This is a genomic window from Guyparkeria sp., assembly GCF_046540515.1.
GTDB lineage: Bacteria > Pseudomonadota > Gammaproteobacteria > Halothiobacillales > Halothiobacillaceae > Guyparkeria.
Map to the genome: position 1 here is coordinate 1 of NZ_JBKHFB010000040.1, position 15,834 is coordinate 15,834.

Annotated in this window: 15 protein-coding genes and 3 tRNA genes; 15 read left to right on the forward strand and 3 right to left on the reverse strand. The window is 67.4% G+C overall.

The window, feature by feature from the left end; genetic code table 11:
• The 6 genes from ACLFRM_RS06235 to kdsB all read left to right on the forward strand — a co-directional run.
• Positions 1–339, forward strand: a 339-nt coding sequence (locus tag ACLFRM_RS06235; protein ID WP_410754860.1) for a MotA/TolQ/ExbB proton channel family protein, incomplete at its 5' end; no start/stop codon positions are given.
• Complete coding sequence (locus ACLFRM_RS06240; RefSeq protein ID WP_410754861.1) at positions 336–737, forward strand: ExbD/TolR family protein; 402 nt, start codon at positions 336–338, stop codon at positions 735–737. The genes ACLFRM_RS06235 and ACLFRM_RS06240, both read left to right, overlap by 4 nt.
• Positions 734–2,530, forward strand: a complete 1,797-nt coding sequence (gene msbA, locus ACLFRM_RS06245) for a lipid A export permease/ATP-binding protein MsbA (protein ID WP_410754862.1) — start codon at positions 734–736, stop codon at positions 2,528–2,530. The genes ACLFRM_RS06240 and msbA overlap by 4 nt, the downstream gene beginning before the upstream one ends.
• A complete protein-coding gene (gene lpxK, locus ACLFRM_RS06250) occupies positions 2,530–3,522 on the forward strand; it encodes a tetraacyldisaccharide 4'-kinase (RefSeq protein ID WP_410754863.1) in 993 nt (330 codons plus the stop codon). Before msbA ends, lpxK begins: the two co-directional genes overlap by 1 nt.
• A 63-nt stretch (positions 3,523–3,585) precedes the next feature.
• Positions 3,586–3,807: a Trm112 family protein gene (locus ACLFRM_RS06255; RefSeq protein WP_410754864.1), complete on the forward strand. Its 222-nt coding sequence runs from the start codon at positions 3,586–3,588 to the stop codon at positions 3,805–3,807.
• Positions 3,804–4,571 (forward strand): 3-deoxy-manno-octulosonate cytidylyltransferase, encoded by a 768-nt coding sequence (gene kdsB, locus ACLFRM_RS06260; RefSeq protein ID WP_410754865.1) that lies wholly within the window; start codon positions 3,804–3,806, stop codon positions 4,569–4,571. The genes ACLFRM_RS06255 and kdsB overlap by 4 nt, the downstream gene beginning before the upstream one ends.
• Positions 4,572–4,611: 40 nt before the next feature.
• Here kdsB and ACLFRM_RS06265 read toward each other — a convergent pair whose 3' ends face one another.
• Positions 4,612–4,803, reverse strand: a complete 192-nt coding sequence (locus ACLFRM_RS06265) for a hypothetical protein (RefSeq protein ID WP_410754866.1) — start codon at positions 4,801–4,803, stop codon at positions 4,612–4,614.
• Positions 4,804–4,808: 5 nt separating this feature from the next.
• The gene (locus tag ACLFRM_RS06270; protein ID WP_410754867.1) at positions 4,809–5,234 is read right to left on the reverse strand and encodes a cupin domain-containing protein; all 426 of its coding nucleotides are present in this window, start codon (positions 5,232–5,234) and stop codon (positions 4,809–4,811) included.
• A 41-nt stretch (positions 5,235–5,275) separates the two neighbouring features.
• Between ACLFRM_RS06270 and ACLFRM_RS06275 the strand changes: the two genes are divergently transcribed.
• From ACLFRM_RS06275 to ACLFRM_RS06310, 8 genes are all read left to right on the forward strand, one after another.
• A complete protein-coding gene (locus ACLFRM_RS06275) occupies positions 5,276–5,632 on the forward strand; it encodes a DUF2288 domain-containing protein (RefSeq protein ID WP_410754868.1) in 357 nt (118 codons plus the stop codon).
• A gap of 126 nt (positions 5,633–5,758) precedes the next feature.
• A complete protein-coding gene (locus tag ACLFRM_RS06280; protein WP_410754869.1) occupies positions 5,759–6,856 on the forward strand; it encodes an alkene reductase in 1,098 nt (365 codons plus the stop codon).
• A 79-nt stretch (positions 6,857–6,935) separates the two neighbouring features.
• Positions 6,936–7,445 carry a GlcG/HbpS family heme-binding protein gene (locus ACLFRM_RS06285; protein ID WP_410754870.1) on the forward strand — a complete coding sequence of 170 codons (510 nt, stop codon included), beginning with the start codon at positions 6,936–6,938 and terminating at the stop codon, positions 7,443–7,445.
• 260 nt (positions 7,446–7,705) lie between these two features.
• Positions 7,706–7,781, forward strand: a tRNA-Asn gene (locus tag ACLFRM_RS06290).
• A gap of 2 nt (positions 7,782–7,783) precedes the next feature.
• Positions 7,784–7,860 (forward strand) — tRNA-Arg (locus tag ACLFRM_RS06295).
• A gap of 5 nt (positions 7,861–7,865) precedes the next feature.
• A tRNA-Glu gene (locus ACLFRM_RS06300) sits at positions 7,866–7,941 on the forward strand.
• 175 nt (positions 7,942–8,116) lie between these two features.
• Positions 8,117–10,558: an alkaline phosphatase gene (locus ACLFRM_RS06305; RefSeq protein ID WP_410754871.1), complete on the forward strand. Its 2,442-nt coding sequence runs from the start codon at positions 8,117–8,119 to the stop codon at positions 10,556–10,558.
• 157 nt (positions 10,559–10,715) lie between these two features.
• A complete protein-coding gene (locus ACLFRM_RS06310) occupies positions 10,716–13,058 on the forward strand; it encodes a sialidase family protein (RefSeq protein WP_410754873.1) in 2,343 nt (780 codons plus the stop codon).
• A gap of 24 nt (positions 13,059–13,082) precedes the next feature.
• On the opposite strand, the gene ACLFRM_RS06315 is transcribed toward ACLFRM_RS06310, so the two are convergent.
• Positions 13,083–13,538, reverse strand: coding sequence for a hypothetical protein (locus ACLFRM_RS06315; RefSeq protein WP_410754875.1), 456 nt, complete (start codon positions 13,536–13,538; stop codon positions 13,083–13,085).
• A gap of 861 nt (positions 13,539–14,399) precedes the next feature.
• Here ACLFRM_RS06315 and ACLFRM_RS06320 point away from each other — a divergent pair.
• On the forward strand, positions 14,400–15,834 hold a 1,435-nt coding region (locus tag ACLFRM_RS06320; RefSeq protein WP_410754876.1), incomplete at its 3' end, for a TonB-dependent receptor plug domain-containing protein.

Here is a 15,834-nt window from a genome sequence, read left to right on the forward strand (position 1 = left end):
GCCCACCAGATGGAGCGCTACCTCAACACGCTGGGCACGATCGCCCTTATCGCCCCGCTGCTCGGCCTGCTGGGCACGGTGATCGGGATCATCGATGTCTTCCAGGCCATCACCCAGCACAGCGGGGCTGGTGCGATCGCCCCCGAGTTGCTGGCCGGCGGGATCGCCAAGGCGCTGATCACCACCGCCGCCGGGATCATGGTCGCGGTGCCGGCGTTCATCTTCCATCGCTACTTCCGCGGCCTGATCGACGAGCTGGTGATCGACATGGAGGCCGAGGCCATTCGCCTGGTCGACCTGATCTACCCGGCCGGCATCGGACGGAGGCAGGCGGCATGAACTTCCGGCAGCGCACGCGCGAACCGCTCGAGCTCAACCTGATCCCGTTGATCGACGTGGTCTTCATGCTGCTGATCTTCTTCATGCTGACCACGACGTTCGTGCACGAACGGGAGCTCAAGGTCGACCTGCCGGTAGCCGAGTCGGGCAGCAGCGAACGCGACGAACTGGAGAACCACGTGATCGAACTGGACGCGCGTGGCGAGATTGCCGTCGACGGCAAACGCGTCGCCGATCAGGAACTTCCGGGCGTGCTGGCCGAGATCGCCGGTGATGGCCGCCCGGTGGTGCTCTGGGCCGACTCCCAGGTGGTCAACCAGCGCGTGGTGACGGTGCTCGACCAGGCACGGCGCGCCGGCATCGAGAAGATCGGCATGGGGACGACGCCGCCACGATGAATCCCGATTCGCTCAAGCAGCGCGCCCGGTCGCAGGCCGGTTGGGCCACCTACCGTCGTCTGCTCGACTACACCTGGCGTTACATGCGGGTGCTGGTGATCGCGATCGTCGGCATGGTGGTCGCGGGGCTTTCCGAGGTGGGGTTCGCCGCGCTGATGAAACCGCTGCTCGACGGCAGCTTCGTCGACCGCGATCCGACCCTGGTCACCTGGATGCCGCTGGCGCTGCTGGGCGTGTTCGTCTTTCGCGTGATCGGGGAGTTCGCCTCCAGCTATGGCATGGCCTGGGTGGGGCGATCGGTGATCCGCGACCTGCGCCACGACACCTTCGCTCAGGTGCTGCACCTGCCGCCGCGCTATTTCGACCGGGTGCCGTCGACCGAGGTGCTCACCCGCCTGAACTACCAGAGCGAGCAGGTCTCCGAGGCGGCCTCCAAGGCATTGACCATCCTGATCCGAGACAGCGTGACCGTGGTCGGCCTGCTGATCTGGATGCTGTACCTGTCCTGGCAGCTCACGCTGTTCATCCTGGTGTTGCTGCCCATCCTGGTCGGCATGGTCGCCGGCATCTCGCGGGCCTTCCGCCGCTACGCCCGGCGCATCCAGGAGTCGATGGGCCAGGTCTCGCACGTCGCCGAGGAGACCATCAGCGGGCATCGGGTGGTCAAGCTCTACGGCGGCGAGGACTACGAAAGCGCGCGCTTCGATCGCCAGAACCAGTACAACTTTCGCGCCTTCATGAAAATGCAGGCGGTGCAGGCGGCCTCTTCGCCCCTGACGCAATTCGTGCTCGCCATCGGTGTGGCCGGCGTGGTCTGGTTCGCCACCAGCGGCGATCGCATGGACGACATCAGCGTCGGCACCTTCGTCTCGTTCATCACCGCGCTGGCGATGACCCTGGCCCCGGCCAAGCGGCTGATCAATCTCAATGCCATCATCCAGAAGGGCATCGCCGCCGGCGAGAGCCTGTTCGCGCTGCTCGACGAGCCGCGCGAGACCGAGGGGGGCACGGAGACGGTCGAGCGGGTCAGTGGCCGGATTCGCATGGACGACGTCTGGCTGAGCTACCGCGACCCGGCACCGACGGAGAGCAGCGATCCGGACTGGGTACTCAAGGGCGTGGACCTGGAGATCGCCGCCGGCGAGACGGTCGCCTTCGTCGGGCAGTCCGGCGCGGGCAAGTCGAGCCTGATGGGGGCGTTGCCGCGCTTCGTCGAGATCCAGCGCGGGACTATCCGGCTCGACGAGCATCGACACGACGCGCTGCCGCTGGCCGAGCTGCGCCGGCAGTTCGCCTACGTCTCGCAGGAGACGGTGCTGTTCAATACCTCCATCGCGGCGAATATCGGTTACGCCGACGGCGCCGACTTCGACATGGAGCGCGTGCGGGAGGCGGCGGAGGCCGCGTTCGCCGAGGAGTTCATCGAGCAACTGGCCGAGGGCTTCGAAACCAACATCGGCGAGAACGGCGTGCTGCTCTCGGGCGGTCAGCGCCAACGTATCGCGATCGCCCGGGCCCTGTACCGCGATGCGCCGATCCTGCTGCTCGACGAGGCCACCTCGGCGCTGGATACCCGCTCGGAGGGGTATATCCAGCGGGCGCTGGAGAACCTCACTCGCGGGCGCACCACGCTGGTCATCGCTCACCGCCTGTCGACCATCGAGCACGCCGATCGCATCGTGGTGATGGAAGGCGGTCGGGTGGTCGAGCAGGGGCGCCACGACGAGCTGCTGGCCGCCGACGGCGCCTATGCGGGCCTGTACCGTCTGCAGTTCGCCGAGCAGGGCGACTGATGCGCTATCCCGCCTTCTGGCAGCGACGCGGCGTGATCGCAGGTCTGCTCTGGCCGCTGGGGTGGCTGGTCTGTGCCGAGGCGGCGCGCCGTCGTCGTCGCGCGGCCGGGCGCGAACCGGAGTGTCCGGTCATCGTGGTCGGCAACCTCACCGTCGGCGGTACCGGCAAGACGCCGGTGGTGATCGCGCTGGTCGAGGCACTGCGGCGGGCCGGTCACACCCCGGGGGTGATCAGCCGGGGATTCGGCGTGAAGGTCGGCATCGAGCCGGTCGATCTCGCCGAGGCGGTCGACCCGTCGAGCTGCGGTGACGAGCCCTGGCTGATCCACCAGCGCACCGGCGTGCCGGTGGTGGTCCACCCCTACCGGCGCGAGGCGGCCCGGCAGCTCAGGGCCCGCTACCCCGAGGTCGACGTGATCGTCAGCGACGACGGCCTGCAGCATCATCGCCTCGCCCGGACCATCGAGTGGGTCGTGGTCGACGGGCACCGCGGGCTGGGCAACGGCTGGTGCCTGCCCGCCGGCCCCCTGCGCGAATCGCCGGCCGTGATGGACGAGGTCGACGCCGTGCTGGTCAACGGGGCGGAGCCTGCCCGCCACGGGGCGGGGGCGCGTGGCGTGCCCGCCTGGCGGATCGATTTTCGTCCGCAGGGGGTGGTCGATCGCTTCGATCAGGTCGAGCACCCGATCAGCGAACTGGCCGGGCGCGAGGTCATCGCCCTGGCCGGCATCGGCAACCCCGCCCGCTTTTTCGCCATGCTCGAGGGCGAGGGCGTGAAGGTCGACGCGCGGCCACTCGACGATCACGCCGCGCCCACCCTTGCGCAGGCACGGGCGTGGCTGGCCGACGGGCGCCCGGTTGTCATGACCGAGAAGGATGCGGTCAAATGGCCCGAACCCCCGGACCGAGCCGGACAGCTGCTGGTGGTACGTGGCGGCATCGATCTGCCGCCGTCCCTGCTCGAGGCCACGCTGGCACGACTGCAACCCTGATGCACGGGTCGCGATCGAGACGGACTCGATCGCCCGCGACCCCCTGAAAAGGTGAAACCGCCGATGGACAAGAAACTGCTGGATATCCTGGTGTGCCCCGTTACCAAGGGTCCATTGATCTACGACAAGTCGAACGGCGAGCTCATCTCGCTGTCGGCCCATCTCGCCTACCCCGTCCGGGACGGTATCCCGGTGATGCTGGAGGACGAGGCCCGCCAACTGTCGGACGAGGAATACCAGGCCTGGCGCAAGAAGCATCCGGCCAAGGGAGAGACCGGCGCATGATGGCCGAGGGTGACTGGATCATCATCCCGGCGCGATATGACTCGAGCCGCCTGCCGGGCAAGCCGCTGGCGGACATCGCCGGGCGACCCATGATCCACTGGGTCTACGAGCGTGCCGTGGCCGCCGGCAGCCAGCACGTGGCGATTGCCACCGACGACGAGCGGATCCAGGAGGCGGCGGCCGAGATCGGCGCGCGGGCGGTACTGACCAGCGAGGGGCACGAGTCGGGCACCGACCGACTGGCCGAGGTGATCGACTTCCTCGAGCTGCCCGACGAGACGGTGGTGGTCAACCTGCAGGGCGACGAGCCGATGATGCCGCCGGTGCTGCTCGCGCAGGTGGCCAACCTGTTGCGTGCCAAGCCCGAGGCGGCGATGGCGACACTGATGGTGCCGATCGCCGGGCGCGAGGAGTTCCTGTCGCCCGATGCGGTCAAGGTGGTCGCCAACGAGCGGGCCGAGGCGATGTACTTCTCGCGCGCACCGATCCCGTTTCATCGCGACGGCCTGCCGGAGCTCGGCGAGGCCGGGATCTTCGGCTTTCGCCATCTGGGGCTGTATGCCTATCGGGCCGGGTTCCTGCGTCGCTTCGTCGCGACAGCGAGCCCGGAGATCGAACGCCTCGAGCGGCTCGAACAGCTGCGCGCCCTGTCGATGGGCGAGACCATCGCCATCGAGATCGCCGAGGTCACGCCGCCGCCGGGCGTGGATACCGAGTCCGATCTCGACCGGGTGAGAGTGTTGATGGCCGAGGAAGTCGGCTGAGAAAGCCCCGCACGACGCCGAAGCGGGTTGGTGCAGGGATTCAGCGCGGCGGCTCGTCGTCGATGACGCTGGCGCGGGGTTTCTTGCGTTTGAGGTAGATGAAACCGCCCACGCCCCAGGCAATCAGTACCAGCACGCCGGCGCCGTGGCCGAGCCAGAGCGTGGCGGCCAGAATGCTGCCGAGGACGAGGGCGAGGATCAGGAATTCGAGTGTGCTGCGCTGGATGACCATGGTGTTCAGGTAGTGGCGTCGCTGGAATCGAGGGTGTCGAGGAATTCGGTATCCTCGTCGCGGTAGGCCGGCTGGCAGATGCACAACAGCCGCAGCGGCACCTCGCTCTTGGCCTCGAGACGGTGCGGCTGGCCGGGGGCGATGCGGATGATATCACCCGGCACCACCGCCAGGCGTTCCTCGCCCAGTTCCATCACCCCGGCGCCGTCGAGGATCTGGTAGATCTCCTCGGCGATCGGGTGGCGATGCCGGCGCGTGGATGCGCCGGGCTCGACGGTCGCCTCGGCGACACTCAGCCGCTCGACGGCATGGTGCGAGGGGTGCATCAGCTCGCGCACGGTCGAGCCGTCGGGCGCCTCGATGGGCTCGACGCGGCTGCGGTGGTTGAGATAGCTCGAGCGGTCGGGTTCCGGGCGGCGTCGCTTCGCCATCGGCAGGGCTCCTCTTCGAATAACGTGAACAAGGGCAGATCATGACAGAAATTCCCTCCAATCTCCCCGAGACCGGTGCGGCGGCGCTCGACGACGACACGCTCTATGCGGAACTGGTCGGCCAGACCGCACGAATCGAGTGGCCGGAGCTCGAGCGCTTCTTCGCCAAGGGGCAGATCCTGAAGATCTCGCCGTCGCTCGACCTCGTCGACGTGGCCATGGCGATCATCCGGGACCGCACCGATGCGGTCGCGGCCTGGCAGGCGGCCGGCGAGATCGATGCCCTCGACACCCACACCGCCCGCCACTGGGCCGGCGGCGAGGCGACACTCTGGGCGGTGGTCACCCCGCCGTGGATCCTGGTCCAGGAGTCGGAGGGGGTGCCCGCCCGTCACTGAGGGCGCATCCGACTGGCATTCGACGGTCATGTGGACTACAAGTTAGCCGGCTAACCAAGCTTCTCGTGCCGGTCGTCAGGTCTGACCGAATGCTCGGCACCCGACAACAATCGTGTTCGAGGTTCCATGAGTCAGGATTCCGTGCTGCTCACCCCGATCGCCCTTGGTGATCTTTCCCTGCCCAACCGCGTCATCATGGCGCCGCTGACCCGGTGTCGGGCCACGCTGCCGGGCAATGTCCCCAACGAGATGATGTGTACCTACTACCGGCAGCGCGCCGGTGCCGGGCTGATCATCAGCGAGGCCACCCAGGTGGTCCCCGAGGGGCAGGGCTACCCGGCCACGCCCGGTATTCACAGCGACGAGCAGCAGGCCGGCTGGGAGGTGATCACGCGCGCCGTGCACGACGCCGGCGGGCGGATGGTGCTGCAGCTCTGGCACGTCGGTCGCGTCTCGCACTCGGATTTCCAGCCGGGGGGCAAGCTGCCGGTGGCACCGTCCGCGATCGCCATCGACGGCGAGGGCTATGTCCCCTCCGGCGAGAAGAAACCCTTCGAGACGCCGCGTGCACTCGAGACAGAAGAGATTCCCGAGCTGGTCGAGGCGTATGCCCGGGCCACCGAACGGGCCCTGGCCGCCGGCTTCGATGGCGTCGAGGTCCACGCGGCCAACGGTTATCTCATCGACGAGTTCCTTCGGGACGGCACCAACAAGCGCAGCGATCGCTACGGCGGCACCCTGGAGAATCGCATGCGGCTGCTGCGCGAGGTGCTGGCCGCGGTGATCGCCGTCGCCGGCGCCGGCCGGACCGGGGTGCGCCTCTCGCCGCTGCAGCCGTTCAACGGCATGTACGACAGCGATCCCTGGGGCACCTTTTCCTACGTGGTGCGTGAGCTCAACGCCTTCGGGCTGGCGTACCTCCACATCGCGGGGATGGGCGAGGACGCCCCCGGCGAGGCCGGCCCGGCCTTCGATCTGGCCGATCTGGTGCCGCTGTTCGACGGCCCGGTGATCCGCAACTACCAGTACGACCAGGCGCGTGCCGAGCGCGATATCGAGGCCGGCCGTGCGGACGCGGTGGCCTTCGGCGTGCCGTTCATCGCCAATCCGGACCTGGTCGAGCGCTTCCGTCTCGACGCACCGCTCAATGAACCCGACACCTCGACCTTCTACGGTGGAGGGGAAAAGGGGTATATCGACTACCCCAGCCTGGGTCCGGCGTAAGCCGGACCAGTCACGCCAGAAAGGGTCGACAGAACCCGATACGACGACAACCACCAAGCCAATTCAATAGGGGAATCCCATGCAATTCACGAAGAACGCGATCCGTAACGCGGTGCTCGCCACCGGCCTGGCACTGGCCGGCAATGCCGCCATGGCTCAGTCCGACCAGCCGGTGACCGTGAGCGTCGACCGCCTGTCGATGGAAATGGCCCTCAAGGCCGCGCAAGCCACCATCGAGGCCTGCCGGGACGAGGGCATCCAGGTAGGGGTGACGGTCGTGGACCGGGGCGGCAACGAGCAGGTCGTGTTGCGCGACGTGCTGGCCCCGGACCTGACGCTCCGTATCTCCAAGCTCAAGGCCTACACGGCCATGTCGTTCAACTCGCCGACCTCGGCCATCGAGGATCGTGGCGAAGGTGGCCTCGGCCACGTGCCCGGTCTCATGTTTGGCGCCGGCGGTGTGGTCATCGAGGGCGGCGGCAAGGCCTACGGTGCGATCGGCGTCTCGGGCGCCCCGTCCGGGGAGACCGACGAGATGTGCGCCCGCAAGGGGGCCGAGGCGGTCGCCGAGGAACTCGAGTTTCTCTGATTCGCCCGTTGACGGTCACGCCCTGCCGTAGGCCGTGTGAGGCCAACGAGACCGGCGTATGACGAGAACGGCCCGGCACTGCCGGGCCGCTTTCGTTGTGGCGCGCGGGCTGCGGCATTGACGCTTTCGTGTCGCCGACGGGCCTGGCCGTCTTTCAAGCGAAGGGCCGGAAGGGCGCTCATGGGCGCATTTTTCTGCCCGCGGGTGTTGACGACCCCGGGGTGGATCATTAATATGCCGCCCCACGTCGCGAGACGTATTCCCCGATAGCTCAGTTGGTAGAGCAAGTGACTGTTAATCACTGGGTCGCTGGTTCGAGTCCAGCTCGGGGAGCCAAAGCGCCCGTAGCTCAGTTGGATAGAGCGTCTGGCTACGAACCAGAAGGTCGGGAGTTCGAATCTTCCCGGGCGCGCCAATCAGGTCCCCATCGTCTAGAGGCCTAGGACACCGCCCTTTCACGGCGGTAACAGGGGTTCGAATCCCCTTGGGGACGCCATACAGGCAGGGAAAGGCCCGTCGCAGTCGCGACGGGCCTTTTTCGTGTGCGGGTATTGCTGGCCGCTTCGGGGCGCTTTCTCGGGGGGTTGCTTCGGGCGCCTCTCCGTCGCGAGATCGAACTGTCATGCTGGCGTGATCATCCGGAAAGATTGTCACGGTCGAATGTCGGCTCCATGTCCACGGAACCCGACACGATGCCCTCTCATGTCCTGACTCGGCGCTGGTTGATTGCCGCCGTCCTCTCGCTGTCTTTCCTGCCTGCCGCCATGGCGGACGAGACCCCGGCGAAGAACGTGATCCTGATGATCGCCGACGGCATCGGTTTCAACGGCTGGTTGGCCGCCGACTACCATGCCGGCGTGGCCGGTGAGCAGCCCTACCAGGTGGCGCGTCCCGACGGCACGACACCCGTGCTGGTCGGGCAGGCTACCTGGTCGCTCAACCCGGTGGACGAGCGTGGCGAGTTCCTTGGCAAGCGGGAACCGGCAGCGGCTGCCATGGCGCAGGGCTATGACGCGGCCACCCGCTGGCAGCGCTTCGAGGCGACCTTCGAGAACGATTTCGCCCCGGTGGCGCGCACCTATACCACCTACACCGACTCCGCCGCGGCGGGCACGGCGCTGCACAGCGGCAAGAAGACCCGCAACGGTCGTATCAACGTCGACTGGCGCGGCGAGGCGGCCTTCACGCCCATCGGCCAGCTGGCCGACGAGAGCGGGCGCGCCGTGGGCATCGTCAGCAGCGTGATGGCCTCGCACGCCACCCCGGCCTCCGCCTGGTCGAACAACCTGTCGCGCGACAACTACGCCGAGATCTTCAACGAGATGGTCGACGGTCGCGTCGACGTGCTGATGGGTTCCGGGCATCCGGCGTTCGACAACGACGGCCGTCGCGTCGACGAGCCGGAAGACGAGCGTTACCGCTTCGTCGGCGGGCGGGAGACCTGGGACGCGCTGGTCGCCGGGCGGCATAACGACTACGCCTTCATCGACGCCCGCGAGGACTTCGAGGCGCTGGCCGCCGGGCGGGACGTGCCCGAAAAGCTGGTGGGCATCTTCCAGACCCATCGCACCGCTCAGGCGCGGCGTGCCTATCAGCCGGCCGATCCGAACACTCCCTCTGGCATGGCGTTCGTTCCCAACGTGCCGGAACTGGCCACCATGGCCCGCGGAGCATTGGAAGTACTGTCGCGCGACGACGAGGGCCTGTTCCTCATGGTGGAGGGCGGCGCGGTCGACTGGATGGGGCACGACAACGACATGCCGCGCTTCATCGAGGAGCAGCAGGCCTTCAACGCGGCGGTGGCGGCGGTGGTCGACTGGGTCGAGGAGAACAGCTCCTGGGACGAGACGTTGCTGATCGTCACCGCCGACCACGAGACCGGCGGCATCTGGGGTGAGGGCACCTTCACCAACGGGCAGGGCGGTCCGGTGGCCGCATCGGTCGACGACGAGGCAGCGGTCGAGGCGGCTCGCTTCGATCCCGCCGAGGATCGCTTCGAGCGATTCCGCGCCGTACAGGATCGGGGCGAGGGCAACCTGCCGGGCTACCAGTTCGCCTCGGGCAAGCACACCAACGAACTGGTGCCGCTGTGGGCCATCGGCCGGGGTGCCGAGGCATTCCAGGCGGTGTCCCGTCACGACGATTTCGCCGCCCGTCTCTGGGGCAAGGGCAAGCCCTATGACTGGGACGGCAGCTACGTGGACAATACCAGTGTCTTCGACGTGATGGCCGGTGCCATGCGCCTGCCGGCTGCCCTGCCGGTGGCCATGTCCGGCAGCGGCTCGGCCGGGAAATCCGCGACGGGCGAGGGCGAACGGAGCCCGGCCCTGCGTTTCGCCGTGCTCGGGGATGCCGAGCCCAAGCCGTACGCGCAGTTCCCCGGGCTCGCCCGTGCCGTCGATCACGTCAACCGCCTGGCCGAGTCCGGTCGGATCGACTTCGTCGCCGGTATCGGCGACATCCCGCACAAGGGCACCATGATCCAGTACGACGCGGTCACCGCCGTGCTCTCCCGCCTGGAACGTCCGTTCTATCCGATCATGGGCAACGAGGAGTTCGGTTCCACCGAGCGCCGCTTCCTGCAATACGCCAATCGCTGGAGCGTCGACCAGCCGAGTATCGATTCGCCGCGCTACGTGGTCGAGCGCGACGAGGTCGCGCTGGTGTTCGCCACGCCGGATCGCGATGGTCGCGACTTCACGGACGAGGGACTGGCCTGGGTCGAAGCACAGATCGAGGCGCTCGCGCCCAAGCCGGTCTTCCTGTTCACGCACGGCACGCCGGTGGGCGTGATCCCCGAGGGCGGTGACAAGGGCATCAACCACCCGGACATCGAGAACGTGCTGGGCCAGGACAACCTGGTCGCGGTGTTCTCGGGTGATCTGCACGTGGACATCGAGCGGCTGACCGCCTTCCGCGAGGTCGACGGGGTCCAGCATGTCCACGTGCCGGCGCTCGAACGCACCAAGGTGCCCGACAAGACCCGCCACACCCCGTACTTCCACCTGGTCAGCGTCATGACCGACGGCGAGGTGCGTATCGAGACCTACCGCGCCGGTGACGACACCGACACCGATCCGCGCTTCACGCATCGCTTCGACCTGGCCGGCTAGTCCGGCCGCGGCTCGGTCCGCCGGTCGGCGGGCCGGACCGTTTCCATCCTGCCCTTTAAACAAGGCCCTTCGGCCTTGCTGCCTCCCTCATGATGGTCCCGCCGAGCGGGCAAAAGGGGGGGTGCCAACTGACAAGACGACAATGAACAATCCGCCCATGACACGCCACCGCGCAACGCATTTGCCCATTCCCCTCGCCGCCTGCCTGCTCCTGGCGGGCGCCGTGTCCATGACCGCCGGTTGCGACAGCAGCGACCCGTCCGTTCACGCCGACGCTGAACCGCCCGTAACCCAGCAGAGTGCCTTTCGGGTCCGTTCGGATGCGAGTGCCGATCTGAATGCCGACGCGGGCTGGGCCGGGCAAGCGAACGAGAACGTCACTGTCGACGCGGATGCGCCTTTCCGCCTGCGGTTCGAGCTGGAAACCTCGTCGGTCGGTCCCGACCAGCCATCATTCCAGCTCCAGTCCCGTCGCAATGGCGGGGAATGGCAGCCGGTCGGGGCCGAGAATTTTCCCAAGCCGGAAAAACTCGTCGAGATCGGATTCGAGGAGGGCCGGGTTTCGATCCGCGGTTTCGAGGGAACCGAGCTGACCGGGCCGTCCGAGGGGTGGCGTCTCGATCGCGGTGACGGGACCGCCCTGAGCGTGGCGCGTGAGGATAGCCCGTATCTGCGCGCGAGCGGCGAGGCCGGCGAGGTGCTGGCACTGGGCCGACAGGACACGCACTGGGGTCCGGCCGAGTTCGCTACCGAGATGCGATTGATGTCGGGCGACCCGTCGGGCGCGGGCCTGGTCTTCGACTATCACGATCCGGAGAACTATCACCTCGCGCATGTCGATCCTGCCGGCGTCGTTTCGGTACGGCGCGTGGCCGATGGGGTCGAATCCCGCCTGGCCGAGGGCCGGCTGGAATTCGACCCGCAGCGCTGGTTCGAGCTGAAGGTGATCGGCGAGGAGGACGGCCTGGTCATCGAGGTCGAGCGTGGCGACCAGGCATTGCTCCTGCCGGTCGAGGCGGACGTCGCGCTCGATCCGGCCGGGCTGGGCTTCCGCGTGCCGGACGGTGGCGTGGCCGGGTTTCGCAGCTTCGCGATCGAGGGCGAACCGGCGACACCACGTGTCAGCGTCATCGCCAGCGAGGGCTATCGCCATGGTGAGGAAACGACCGATCTGCTGGCGGGTTCCGATGCGCCGTTCACGGGTGGTGCCGGGATCAGCTTTGCCGATCGGACGCCGTCATCCCCGCGCGAGATCGGGCAGAGCGAGTGGGAATGGCCGCTGGTCATCCGCCGCTTTGCCGACGGCCCGGTGATGAACCGGGCGGGTGACGTGTTCGAGTTTCGAATGGGCGATGCCGACGGCCAGCCGGTCGAGGCTGTCGACCTGCCGAGGCTGACGCTGGACGTGCCGGACGGTCATGTCGGCGGCACCTTCGTCGAGACGCCGGCCCGTATCGGACCCTGGCAGGCCGACAACGGCGACCTGTATTTCCTGATCGAGCCGGCGGAAACCTTCAATGTGCTGATGACGGTCAAGTCGAGCGATTCGGGCAGGACGTGGCGGGAGGTGGATGGCGATCACCGGCCGGCGACGGGCGACCTGGAGGGCTTCGGCTCGGTCCTGGTCGGCGACACCATTCACATGGTCCACCAGACCTCGGACGACGTCTGGTACCACGCCTTTCGCACCGCGGATCATCCGACAAGCCCGGACACCTGGTCGATCCGGGATGAGCGGATCGCCTCGCCGATCGAGCCGCCCACCCAGGTGGCCGACATCGCGGTGCGTTCGGACGGCAGCATCGTGGTCGTGTACGGCGGCCCCGAGAAGATCCACCTGGCGATCCGCTCACCCGATGGCCGATGGGGCGAAGAACGAGTGATCGACGCGGACGTGTCGCCGAACCTCTCCGGGCCGATGCTGGTGAGGGGCGCGGATGACGTCATCCACCTGGCCTATACCGGCAGCGACGGCAGCGCGTGGTATCGGCGGCTCGAGGCTGACGGCGAACTCACCCCGCGTGAGCAGGTGGCGAGAGGCCTGGGCAGCGACAGCGAGGATGTCGGCTCGATACTGCCCCTGGTGTACCTGCCCGAGAGCAATACCGTCAGCATCGTCTATCGCCTGGATTCCGGCATCCTCGAGGAGCGGCGCAGCGTCGATCACGGGCCGTTGAATCCCGCCGTGCCGGTCAGCGATCGGGCGGTGGTCCAGAACGCGGTGGATGCCGACCAGACCGGCGCGGACGCGATCGCCGACGGCGAGACCCTGCACCTGCTGTTCATCGACGAGCGATCGCGTCAGGTCTTCCACACCCGGCGCGCTCCCGACGGCAACTGGTCCTCGCCGGTCCGCCAGACCGAAGGGGTGAGGGCCCAGTGGGTGCGCGGGGCGCGGCTGAGCCGCGACGGGACGAGCGTCTACGGCTACGTCTTCGATGCCGGCTCGGATGGCGGGTCGGGCAGGAACCGTTACCGGGAAATCGTGCTGGACGACTGATCGGCGCGCCGGCCGGGCCGGTCGTCAGCGCCGGTCGTGAAAGGCCTCGAGACGGGCGCGCCACGTCCGTGATTCGCCCTGATGATCCTCGCCCTCGAGTTCGACCGTCCCGTCGCGGTCGATTTCCAGCGATTCGATGCGAGCGGGCTTGTCGGCGCGCGTCATCCAGTCGACCAGGTGGCGGATGTCCGTCGGGGCGATGCCCCATGGCGCGTCGATGCCGTATTCCAGTTCCTCTTTCAGCCCCTGGCCGGTCTCGATGCTCCAGGTCAGTTCCGAGTGCCATTCGGGGTGACGCCAGCCCTCCGCGGTCGCGCGATTCGCCGACTCGGCCTCCAGTTCGGTGACGTGACCAAAACCGAAGTGCTGCAACTGATCGCCGATGGCGACCAGTCGGTCGACGGGGAAGGTGTCGTCGGCCGCGATCGTCGGGACGAAGCCGGCGATCAGGGCAATGGCGAGAAACGGCGTTCGCGACATCGAGCGTCTCCATGAAAGGCGAGGGGTGATCGACGGTGACCGGCCGGCATGACAAGGCCGTGACACCGTCGTTGTCTGTCGTCTGTGCGACACGACCGCGTCACCTGCCATGGGCGGGAACCGTTCCTCTCCGGGCCACATGAGCCCGGGAGTGCTCATGTCGTCAGATCGTGAGCCCGCCGGACGTCTTGCCCTTGCTCTTGTACTCGTGGCGGCCCTGAAAACCGAGCCCAGCCCGGGCAATGCCCCGGGCAGTGCGGTGGCGGTGCAATGGCCGGGTGGACGCTCCGTCGTGGTCGCGACCATCGAGGACCCGGCCGGGCAGTCGGCGGTGTCCACGGCATCGAACGGGGTGTTCAGCGAGGCCGCGGTTTCCGGCTTTGCGTCGCCCGACTTCACCCCCGGACGCGCTCTGTCTCTGTCACGACTAGCCTGAAGCCAACGTCTAACCTGAGCCTGCTCGACTGTGCATCGGAGCCCGATGGGCTCGATGGCACACCGGCGGCACTGGGCGATATCTGTCCGGGCGGCCTGCTCGTGTTCCAGGACGGCCGCAAACTGATGCCCGAGACCAACCGGAACTGCAAGGTGATCCGTCGGGACGAGGTGCTCGACGCGCTGGGTCAATGACCCGTCCCACGGATCGGCACCTGGTCGTCGATCACCTTTCCCCTGCCGCCGCTTTCGTGGCGGCGTCATGAATTCATGGCATCGCAACCGTGCTGAAAGAAAGTCACCAGATCGACACCGATTGGTTATGGGTCCGTGATCCACCTGTCATGGGCCACACCTAGGCTTCCCGCGTCGTTTCCTTGGCGACGCCTTATCAGTCAAAAAACCAATCAATCGGGAGCTTGCCTCATGTCTCAACCAACCCACCTGCGGTACAGCCGCCTGGCCGCCGCATGTGCGCTGGCCATGTCCACTCTCGCCGCTCCGGCCTATGTCCTTGCCGACGACGGCACCGTGCGCGGCGAACTGCGTTCAGCGTCAAGCAACACCACGCTCGAGGGCGCGCGCGTGCGCCTGATGGAAGCGGGTCGTGAGACCTACACCAACGCCAACGGCCGTTTCCAGTTCTCGGACGTGACCCCCGGCGAGTACACGCTGGTGGTGGATTACATCGGCATGGGCGAGACCCGCGAGACGGTCACGGTTGAGGAAGATGGCCTGATCACCGCTCAACTGACGCTGGGCGCCGACAACCTGGACGCGATCGAGGTTACCGGTCAGCTCGCCGGGCAGGCGCGCGCGATCAACCGTCAGCGTGCCTCGACCAGCGTCAAGACCATCGTCGCCTCCGAGGAGATCGGCGAGTTCCCCGACCAGAACCCGGCCGAGGCACTGCAGCGTCTGCCCGGCCTGCAACTGCAGCGTGACCAGGGCGAAGGGCGTTTCGTCTCCATCCGCGGCCTGAACGCCAACCTCAACACGGTCTCGATCAACGGCATGCGCGTGCCGTCGGCCGAGAACGATGCCCGCCAGGTGGCGCTGGACGTGATCCCCTCCGACCTGATCGAAGGCCTGGAAGTCTCCAAGACGATCACCCCGGACATGGACGGCGACGCGATCGGCGGCAACATCGAGGTCAAGACCCTCAATGCCTTCGACCGCGACGGCTTCGGCGGTAACGCCCGCGTCGAGGGCGGCTACAACGAGCTGCGGGACGAGTGGAGCCCGCGCGTCGGCGGTTCGGTCTCCGACATCTTCAGCGTCGGCGGCGGCAAGGACAATCTGGGCATCGCCATCGGCACCACCTACGAGGATCGCCAGCTCGGCTCGGACAACATGGAGACCGACGGCGGCTGGATTCTCGACCCGGCGACCGGCGAGCGTTACCCCGAGCAGCTCGAGCAGCGCGCCTACGTCGTCGATCGCGAGCGCGCCGGCCTGGCCTTCAACGTCGATTTCCGTCCGGACGACGACAACGAGTACTACCTGCGCACGCTCTACAGCGACTTCAAGGACACCGAGACCCGTCGTCGCAACCAGTACACCTTCGAGGATGCCTTCAAGGACGGTTTCCTCGACACCGAGACCGGCATCGCCAGCGAAGGAGTCGAGCACGGCAAGGACATCAAGTTCCGCGAAGAGACCCAGACGATCTTCTCGGCGATCGTGGGCGGCGAGAACCGCATCGACGACTGGACCATCGACTACGAACTGGGCTACGCCTCGGCCCGCGAGGAGGAGGGCGGGCGGATCGATGCGGAATTCGTCCAGAACCAGGGCAACACCGGCCGTTCCTACACCCAGGGCAAGCAGTACCAGGTGAGCGGTCCGGCCGACATGTACG